This window comes from Pseudactinotalea sp., from assembly GCF_048594945.1.
Lineage (GTDB): Bacteria > Actinomycetota > Actinomycetes > Actinomycetales > Beutenbergiaceae > Pseudactinotalea.
The window spans coordinates 1-7,339 of sequence record NZ_JBMDXJ010000421.1; the positions used below are offsets into that span (position 1 = coordinate 1).

General features: G+C 70.9%; 9 protein-coding genes. 6 read left to right on the top strand and 3 right to left on the bottom strand.

Annotated elements, in window-relative coordinates; genetic code table 11:
* From ACOJSN_RS19230 to ACOJSN_RS19240, 3 genes are all read left to right on the top strand, one after another.
* The coding region (locus tag ACOJSN_RS19230; RefSeq protein WP_420114097.1) for a metal ABC transporter solute-binding protein, Zn/Mn family at window positions 1–561 on the top strand (561 nt) is incomplete at its 5' end.
* Entirely contained in the window at window positions 558–1,298 is a 741-nt protein-coding gene (locus ACOJSN_RS19235) for a metal ABC transporter ATP-binding protein (protein WP_420114098.1), read from the top strand. The genes ACOJSN_RS19230 and ACOJSN_RS19235, both read left to right, overlap by 4 nt.
* The gene (locus tag ACOJSN_RS19240; RefSeq protein ID WP_420114099.1) at window positions 1,295–2,170 is read left to right on the top strand and encodes a metal ABC transporter permease; all 876 of its coding nucleotides are present in this window, start codon (window positions 1,295–1,297) and stop codon (window positions 2,168–2,170) included. Before ACOJSN_RS19235 ends, ACOJSN_RS19240 begins: the two co-directional genes overlap by 4 nt.
* On the opposite strand, the gene ACOJSN_RS19245 is transcribed toward ACOJSN_RS19240, so the two are convergent.
* Window positions 2,154–2,828 carry a metal-dependent transcriptional regulator gene (locus tag ACOJSN_RS19245; RefSeq protein WP_420114100.1) on the bottom strand — a complete coding sequence of 225 codons (675 nt, stop codon included), beginning with the start codon at window positions 2,826–2,828 and terminating at the stop codon, window positions 2,154–2,156. The two genes, ACOJSN_RS19240 and ACOJSN_RS19245, sit on opposite strands and share 17 nt — an antisense overlap.
* 91 nt (window positions 2,829–2,919) lie before the next feature.
* Between ACOJSN_RS19245 and ACOJSN_RS19250 the strand changes: the two genes are divergently transcribed.
* Complete coding sequence (locus ACOJSN_RS19250; RefSeq protein ID WP_420114101.1) at window positions 2,920–3,231, top strand: hypothetical protein; 312 nt, start codon at window positions 2,920–2,922, stop codon at window positions 3,229–3,231.
* 11 nt (window positions 3,232–3,242) lie between these two features.
* Here ACOJSN_RS19250 and ACOJSN_RS19255 read toward each other — a convergent pair whose 3' ends face one another.
* Both ACOJSN_RS19255 and ACOJSN_RS19260 read right to left on the bottom strand, forming a co-directional pair.
* Window positions 3,243–3,998 (bottom strand): methyltransferase domain-containing protein, encoded by a 756-nt coding sequence (locus ACOJSN_RS19255; protein WP_420114102.1) that lies wholly within the window; start codon window positions 3,996–3,998, stop codon window positions 3,243–3,245.
* A 254-nt stretch (window positions 3,999–4,252) separates the two neighbouring features.
* Window positions 4,253–4,399, bottom strand: coding sequence for a hypothetical protein (locus ACOJSN_RS19260; protein ID WP_420114103.1), 147 nt, complete (start codon window positions 4,397–4,399; stop codon window positions 4,253–4,255).
* A gap of 134 nt (window positions 4,400–4,533) precedes the next feature.
* Here ACOJSN_RS19260 and ACOJSN_RS19265 point away from each other — a divergent pair, with 134 nt between their 5' ends.
* Both ACOJSN_RS19265 and ACOJSN_RS19270 read left to right on the top strand, forming a co-directional pair.
* Window positions 4,534–6,027, top strand: a complete 1,494-nt coding sequence (locus ACOJSN_RS19265) for a sulfatase-like hydrolase/transferase (RefSeq protein ID WP_420114104.1) — start codon at window positions 4,534–4,536, stop codon at window positions 6,025–6,027.
* Window positions 6,024–7,339 (top strand): ABC transporter substrate-binding protein (locus ACOJSN_RS19270; RefSeq protein ID WP_420114105.1); only part of this gene is annotated, 1,316 nt, incomplete at its 3' end. The genes ACOJSN_RS19265 and ACOJSN_RS19270, both read left to right, overlap by 4 nt.

Here is a 7,339-nt window from a genome sequence, read left to right on the forward strand (position 1 = left end):
ATCGCCGCCGACGCCTACGCCGGCCACCCCAACCCGCACGCCTGGATGAGCCCGCTCAACGTGATCGCGTACGTGGAGGTGATGGTCGCGGCCTTCAGCGACCTCGACCCCGAGGGCGCGGACACCTTCGAGGCCAACGCCTCCGCGTACACCGAGGAGCTCCGCGCGGTGCACGACGATCTCGTCACCGCGCTCGAGGAGGTGCCGCCGGCCCAGCGCGTGCTCGTCACCTGCGAGGGCGCGTTCTCCTATCTCGCCCGCGACGCCGGCCTGGACGAGGCCTACATCTGGCCCGTGAACGCCGAGCAGCAGGCCACGCCGCACCAGATCACGGCCGCGATCGAGCTCGTCAGCAGCCGCGACGTGCCCGCGGTGTTCTGCGAGTCCACCGTCAACGACGGCCCGATGCAGCAGGTCGTCGAAGCCACCGGCGCGACCTTCGGCGGAACCCTGTACGTCGACTCGCTCTCCGAGCCCGACGGCCCCGTGCCCACCTACCTCGACCTCATCCGCTACGACGCCGACCTCATCGCCGCCGGCCTGGGCGGAGCCGCGCCGTGAGTCCGAGCGTGGAGGTCCGTGACGTCACCGTGCACCACGGCGACGTGCTCGCGCTCGATCATGTCGACCTCGATCTCCACCCCGGCCGTGTCACCGGCCTCATCGGGATGAACGGGTCGGGCAAGTCCACTCTCGTCAAGACGATCACGGGCCTGATCCGCCCTGATTCCGGAGCTGTGACGGTCGACGGCGGTGGGCCGGCTCAGGCGCGCAAGCGCGGCCTGGTCGGGTACGTCCCTCAGAGCGAGGACGTGGACCGGGACTTCCCGCTCTCGGTGCGCGACGTCGTCATGACCGGGCGCTACGGGCACATGGGACCGACGCGACGGGCGCACCCGGCCGACCGTGCCGCCGTCGACCATGCGCTCGAACGGACCGAGCTGACCGACCTGGCCACCCGGCCGATCGGTCAGCTCTCGGGCGGTCAGCGCAAGCGGGCATTCGTGGCCCGTGGGCTCGCGCAGGAGGCCACGATCCTGCTGCTCGACGAGCCGTTCGCGGGGGTGGACAAGCGGTCGGAGGCCACGATCACGCACCTCCTGCGTGAGCTCGCCGCCGAGGGCGCCACCGTGCTCGTGTGCACGCACGACCTGCATGCGTTGCCCGATCTCGCCGACGAGGCCGCACTGCTGCTGCGTCGCGTCCTCGTGCACGGCGAGGTCGCCGACGTGCTGCGACCCGAGAACCTCGCGCTCGCGTTCGGCCTCGACCCGATCCGGCGGGATCACGATCGATGACCCTGCTGACCCTCCTCACCGAACCGCTCAGCTACGAGTTCATGCTGCGTGCGCTCGCGACCACTGCGATCGCCTCGGTGGTGTGCGGTGTGCTGTCATGCTGGCTGGTGCTGATCGGGTGGTCACTGATGGGCGACGCCGTGTCCCACTCGGTGCTCCCTGGCATCGTCATCGCGCACGTGCTCGGGCTGCCGCTCGCCATCGGCGCGGCGGTGTTCGGGTTCCTCGCGGTCGCGCTGATCGGCGTGGTCCGCAGCACCAGCCGTGTCAAGGAGGATGCCGCGATCGGGGTCGTGTTCACCACGCTGTTCGCGCTCGGTCTCGTGCTGATCTCCGTGACGCCGAGCCAGACCGACCTCGGCCACGTGCTGTTCGGGAATCTGCTCGGCGTCTCCCGCACCGACCTCGTCGGGGTGCTGGTGCTGGGCGCGGCCGTGCTGGCGGTGCTGCTGCTCAAGCGGCGCGACCTCACGCTGTACGCCTTCGACCCCGGGCACGCGCACACGATCGGCCTCAACCCGGCGTTCCTCGGAGGCCTCCTGCTGGGCCTGCTTGCTCTCACGGCCGTGGTGGCGCTGCAGGCGGTCGGCGTGGTGCTGGTCGTGGCGATGCTCATCATCCCCGGCGCCACCGCCTACCTGTTGACGGACCGGTTCCAGACGATGCTGCTGATCGCCCCGGCGCTCGCGCTCCTGTGCGGCCTGGTGGGTGTCTACGGCAGCTACTACCTCGACACCTCGACCGGTCCGATGGTCGTGCTCGCGCAGGGCTCGGTGTTCGCACTCGTGTACCTGTTCAGCCCGCGCCGCGGGCTGATCGGCACGCGGCTGAGCGCCCGCCGCCGGCGACTGGCGCTCAGCCGACCGGCATGACCCAGATGGCATCGGTGGCCGGCTGTCCGAGCGCGACCGGAGCACCGCCGTCGACCATCACCTCGATCGACCCCGAATAGGGGGCGCCGGCACGGACCTCGAGGCGAGCACCCACCCCGATGCCGCATTCGGCGAAGAAGCGCAGCAGGTCCGGGTCGTGGTCGGAGATCCGCTCGGCCGTGACCGTGACGCCCGGCTCGACGCCGCTGAGCTGCACCGCGTCAGGGCGTGCGACGGTGCCGTCGGGCTGGGGGATCGGGTCGCCGTGCGGGTCGCGCGTGGGGTGCTCGAGATGGGCGTCGATGCGGTCGACCATGAAGTCGGAGACCGCGTGCTCGAGGGTCTCGGCCTCGTCGTGCACCTGGTCCCAGGAGTAGCCGAGAACCTGCACGAGGAACGTCTCGATCAGCCGGTGCCGCCGCACCATCGCGAGCGCGTGCGTGTGGCCCTGCTGGCTGAGCGTCACCGCTCCGTACCGGGTGTGCTCGACGAGGCCGAGCTCACCCAACCGGCGGATCGCGTCCGAGGCCGTGGACAGCCGCACGCCAGCCTTGCTCGCTACCGCCGTGGGTGTGATCGGCTCGTCCGACCACTCCTGCAGCCCCCAGATCGCCTTGAGATAGTTCTGGTTGCTCGCCGAGAGCTCCGAGACCGACATGCTCTGCAAACTATCAACGCCCGACGGCGCAGCGGGGGTGGGTCCATCTCCCCCTGGTCGCGCTGTGGTCGGGTCGGGCAGAGTGGGGGGTATGAAGTCACGATCTCTGCTCGCTCTTCCTGCGCTCGCCCTCGCGACCGTCGCGCTCACCGGGTGCACCAGCACGTCCTACTCGTGCTCGAACAACCAGTGCACGGTCACGCTCAGTGGTGCCGGCGCGGAGACCGAGCTCCTCGATGACACTCTCACCGTGAGACTTGTCGGTGCCTCCGACGGCCAGGCCGAGTTCACCGTCGACGGCACCTCCGCTACCTGCGCTCAGGGCGACGAGCAAGCGGTGGCCGGGTACCAGGTGGTCTGCACCGAGGTCGGCGACGACAAGGTGGTCCTCGAGCTCAGCTGACCCGTGCGGGCTCAGCGCGCCGTCGCACGGATCAGGTGCCGTGCCGAGTGCGCCACGAACGATCCGTGGCGGCGGATGTGCTCGTCCATCGCACCGAGTTCAGCCCGGTACCGGTCCACGCTGAAGTCCGGCACCCACCAGACGCACTTGCGCAGGATCCAGACCACCGCACCGACGTCGAAGAACTCCATCCGCAGCCGGGCCCGCTGCAGCTCGGCGATGCGCAGACCCGCCTCCTCGGCGGCAGCTGCCTCGAGGTCGGGGTCGCGGCCGCGGCGCTGCTCTGCGGTGAGCGGGCCGAGGAAGTGCTCGCTGAGCTCGAACGCCGACTCCGGGCCCACGTGCTGGGCGAGGTAGGTGCCACCCGGCGTGAGGACGCGCGCGATCTCGGGCCAGTCCGGCGCGACCGGATGGCGTGAGGTCACGAGGTCGAAGGTGCGGTCGGGTGCCGGGATCGGCGCCCCCGGCTCGGTCTCGTGCACCTGCACGTCGCGGGGGCCCAGCAGCGCTCGCGCGCGTGCGGCGTTGGGCGGCCACGACTCCGTGACGTGCTGCTCCGCGGCGAGTTCCGGGCACTCCGCGAGCACCTCGCCGCCGCCGGTGTCGAGGTCGATCGCTACGCGCGCCTGTGCGACAGCCTCGGCGAGCAGTCGCGCGTACCCCCACGGCGGGCGCTCCTCGGTGGCGCGACCGTCGAGGTAGCCGAAGCCCCAGCCGTTCACGTCCGCGGCAGCGGCCTCGGCGATCAGGTCGTCAGCGGTAGCCATGGTTGCCATCGTGCCCCAGTCATGCCCGCCCGCTTGCTTGCCCGCCCTGCCAGCCCCGCCGGCTCGCCTGCCCATTCCCGCTCGCCGCCTCGCCGGGCCGCAGCCCGCCCATGCCCGGCGAGGTCGCACTTTCGGCGTGAGGTCGTTCCGCTGACGGTGCGACCTCGCGCCAACGGTGCGACCTCGCGCGCGCTGGGGAGGGTCGGCCGGCGGACCCAGGCCCGGCTGCCCAGGGCCCGCCTGCCCCGGCGCCGTCAGTCGTCGAGGTGGGTGCTCTGGTCGACCGAGAGCACGCCGGTGGAGTCCTGGGCGGGTGCGAGGACGAAGGCGGCGAGCAGACCGACCACGGCGAGCGTGGTGGCGAGGGCCAGTCGGAGCAGGCCGCGGACGTACCAGACCATGAGGACTCCTGGCGGCGGGGAAGGCGGGAGGGTCCACGAGCCTAACGGCGTCTGGACACCTGGTGTTCACCTTCTCGTCACCTGCGTGACCCACCTCACTATTCTAGCGCTAGAATTTCTGCCACACTGGAGCCGTGCCTTCGCAGGAGAAGCCCAACGTCCTCATCGTCATGACCGACCAGCAGCGCGCTGACCTCACACGCGCGACCGGGTTCGGGCTGGACACGATGCCCGCCCTCGATGCCCTCGGTGAGGCCGGGGCGATCTTCCGCAACGGCTACACGGCGTCCCCGCTGTGCGTGCCGGCGCGGGTGAGCATGCTGACCGGCCGGTTCCCCTCGGCGCACCGGGTGAAGCAGAACAGCACGGGTGAGCACGCGTACTTCGACCGCGACCTCCTCGACGTGCTGCGCGACCACGGCTATCGGCTCGGCTTCTCCGGCAAGCCGCACATCCACCGGCCGCTCGAGGACTTCGACGCCGCGCGCGGCCCGTACTGGCACACCGGCGGTCCGGCGTCGAGCGAGCAGGACGAGGCCTTCGACGACTGGCTCGCCGAGCTCGATCACGGCGTGGGCGCCGAGCCCACTCCGTTCCCGCTGGAGCAGCAGCTGCCGTACCGGATCGTCGACGGCGCGATCGAGGTGATCGAGGAGCTCACCCAGGAGGGCGATCCGTTCTTCTGCTGGGTCTCCTTTCCGGAGCCGCACAACCCGTACCAGGTGCCCTCGCCCTACTTCGAGATGTTCGGTGAGGACGAGGTGCCCGAGCGGCTCGCGGGACCCGAGACACGCGAGGCCAAGGGCCCGATGTTCCGGTGGCTCGGCGACCTGTTCGAGTCCAAGCGACCAGGCTTCGACGATCAGTGGCGCCGCTACCGGGCCAGCTACTACGGCATGCTCCGGCTCATCGATGACCAGGTCGCCAGGCTGCTGGCCCAGCTCGGTGACCGCGCCGAGGACACGATCGTGATCGTCGTGGCCGATCACGGCGACTTCGTGGGGGAGTACGGGCTGCAGCGCAAGGGCGCGGGGATGCCCGAGGTGTTGATGCGGATCCCGATGCAGATCAGCGGCCCGGGCGTGCGGGCGGGCCAGGTTCTCGATGAGCCGGTCTCGCTCGTGGACATTCTCCCCACGCTCTGCGAGATGGTCGGCGCCCGGATCCCCGACGGCGTGCAGGGCCGCAGCCTCGCCCCGCTGCTTCGGGGCGAGCCCGCGCCGCCGCACGAGTTCGACTCCATCTACGCCGAGCTCGGCTATGGCGGCGTGCCCTACCGCGAGGACGAGCGCCCCGACCTTCACTTCGACTACGACGGCCCCACCCTCGACGAGCTCAACACCGTGACCATGAGCGGTGGCACGCGCATGGTCCGGTCGGGCCGGTACAAGCTCACGCTCGACAGCGAGGGGAACGTCGAGCTCTATGACCTCACCTCGGACCCGGTCGAGCTGAGCAACCTCGCGGACGACCCCGCGCACGCCAGTACCCGGGCCGATCTCGTCCAGCTGCTCGGTCGCTGGATGATTCGCGTCGCCGATGATCTGCCGCGCGGCGTCTACGTCCCCAAGACAGCCCCCCACCACTGGCGCTGGGCGCCAGCAGCCTCGACCAAGGAGTCCTCATGAACGACATGCAGCGCCGGACATTTCTCACGGCCGGAGTCGGCCTGCTGACGGCGGGAGCGCTCGCCGCATGCAGCCGCGGCGGCGGCGGTGGTGGTTCCACCGAGGGCGGCAGTGGCAGCGGCGACCCCAGCAGCGCGGACATGCGGGTCGCCTGGTACGGCGGCCAACCGGTCCACGACGGCATGGGCGCCGCGCTCGAGGCGTTCGGCGCGGACAACGCCGACGTCGCGCTCGCCACCGAGTCCGCACCGTTCGACGACTACTGGGATCGTCTCGCCACCCAGACGGCGGGAGGCGACTCCCCGGATGTGTTCCGGATGTCGATGACCTACTTCGACGACTACGCCAGTCGCGGTGCCCTGCTCGATCTCAGCGACATGATCGCCGACGGCACGATCGACGCCTCCGCACTCGATGCCGATGTGGCAGCGAGCGGTGACGTGGCGGGCGGCACCTACGGCGTGGGCCAGAGCTCGATCGTGTTCGCGGTGTTCGCCGATCAGGACCTGCTCGAGGGCGCCGGCCTCAGCATGCCCGAGAACGGCTGGACCTGGGACGACTTCGAGGAGCTCGCCACGGCCTACGTCGAGGCCTCGGGCGACGGCAGCTACGGCTGCAACGACAACGGCGGCAACATCCAGGCGTTCGAGCCGTACGCGCGGCAAGAGTCCGGCGACCTGTTCACGCCCGACGGCGAGATCGCCTTCGAGGAGAGCCTCGTGGAGGCGTGGCTCGCCTACTGGGAGCGCCTGCGTCAGGCAGGGGTGGTGCCTCCCGGCGACGTGACCGCCGAGTCGGCCGGCTTCGAGAACGCCCTGATCTCCCAGGGCCGGGCACCGTTGCAGTGGGGCTGGGTGCAGCAGGTGACGTTCTACCAGCCGCTGGTGGAGACGCAGCTGCAGGTGGTCAGCGTGCCGGCGAAGACGGCCGGCGACCAGTCCGGCCTGTTCCTCAAGGCGCTCGACTTCTGGTGCGTCTCTGCCACCACGGCGTCGCCCGAGACTGCGGCCGCGGTGATCGACTTCCTCCTCAACGACACCCGCGCCAACGAGGCGATCGGGCTCACGCTGGGGGTGCCGCCGTCGTCGGCCGCACGCGACGCCCTCGGTGCGGACCCGGAGTCCGCCGCCGGGCGCGCCATCGCGTACGTGGAGGAGCTGACCGACCTGGTCGGCCCGCCGCCGCCCGCGTGGCCGGTCGGCTATGGCGAGATCCAGAGCGCCTTCGGCCGGGCGAACGAGTCGGTGGCGTTCGGGCAGGCCGACCCGGCCGCGGCGGCGGCGACCTTCATGGGTGAGGCCCAGGCGGCCCT

Bases quoted from the DNA above. Each gene is read 5' to 3' on its own strand.
- ACOJSN_RS19260 (WP_420114103.1), bottom strand. From the start codon at position 4,399: ATGGTCTGGTACGTCCGCGGCCTGCTCCGACTGGCCCTCGCCACCACG.
- ACOJSN_RS19250 (WP_420114101.1), top strand. From the start codon at position 2,920: ATGAAGTCACGATCTCTGCTCGCTCTTCCTGCGCTCGCCCTCGCGACC.
- ACOJSN_RS19240 (WP_420114099.1), top strand. From the start codon at position 1,295: ATGACCCTGCTGACCCTCCTCACCGAACCGCTCAGCTACGAGTTCATG.
- ACOJSN_RS19245 (WP_420114100.1), bottom strand. From the start codon at position 2,828: ATGTCGGTCTCGGAGCTCTCGGCGAGCAACCAGAACTATCTCAAGGCG.
- ACOJSN_RS19255 (WP_420114102.1), bottom strand. From the start codon at position 3,998: ATGGCTACCGCTGACGACCTGATCGCCGAGGCCGCTGCCGCGGACGTG.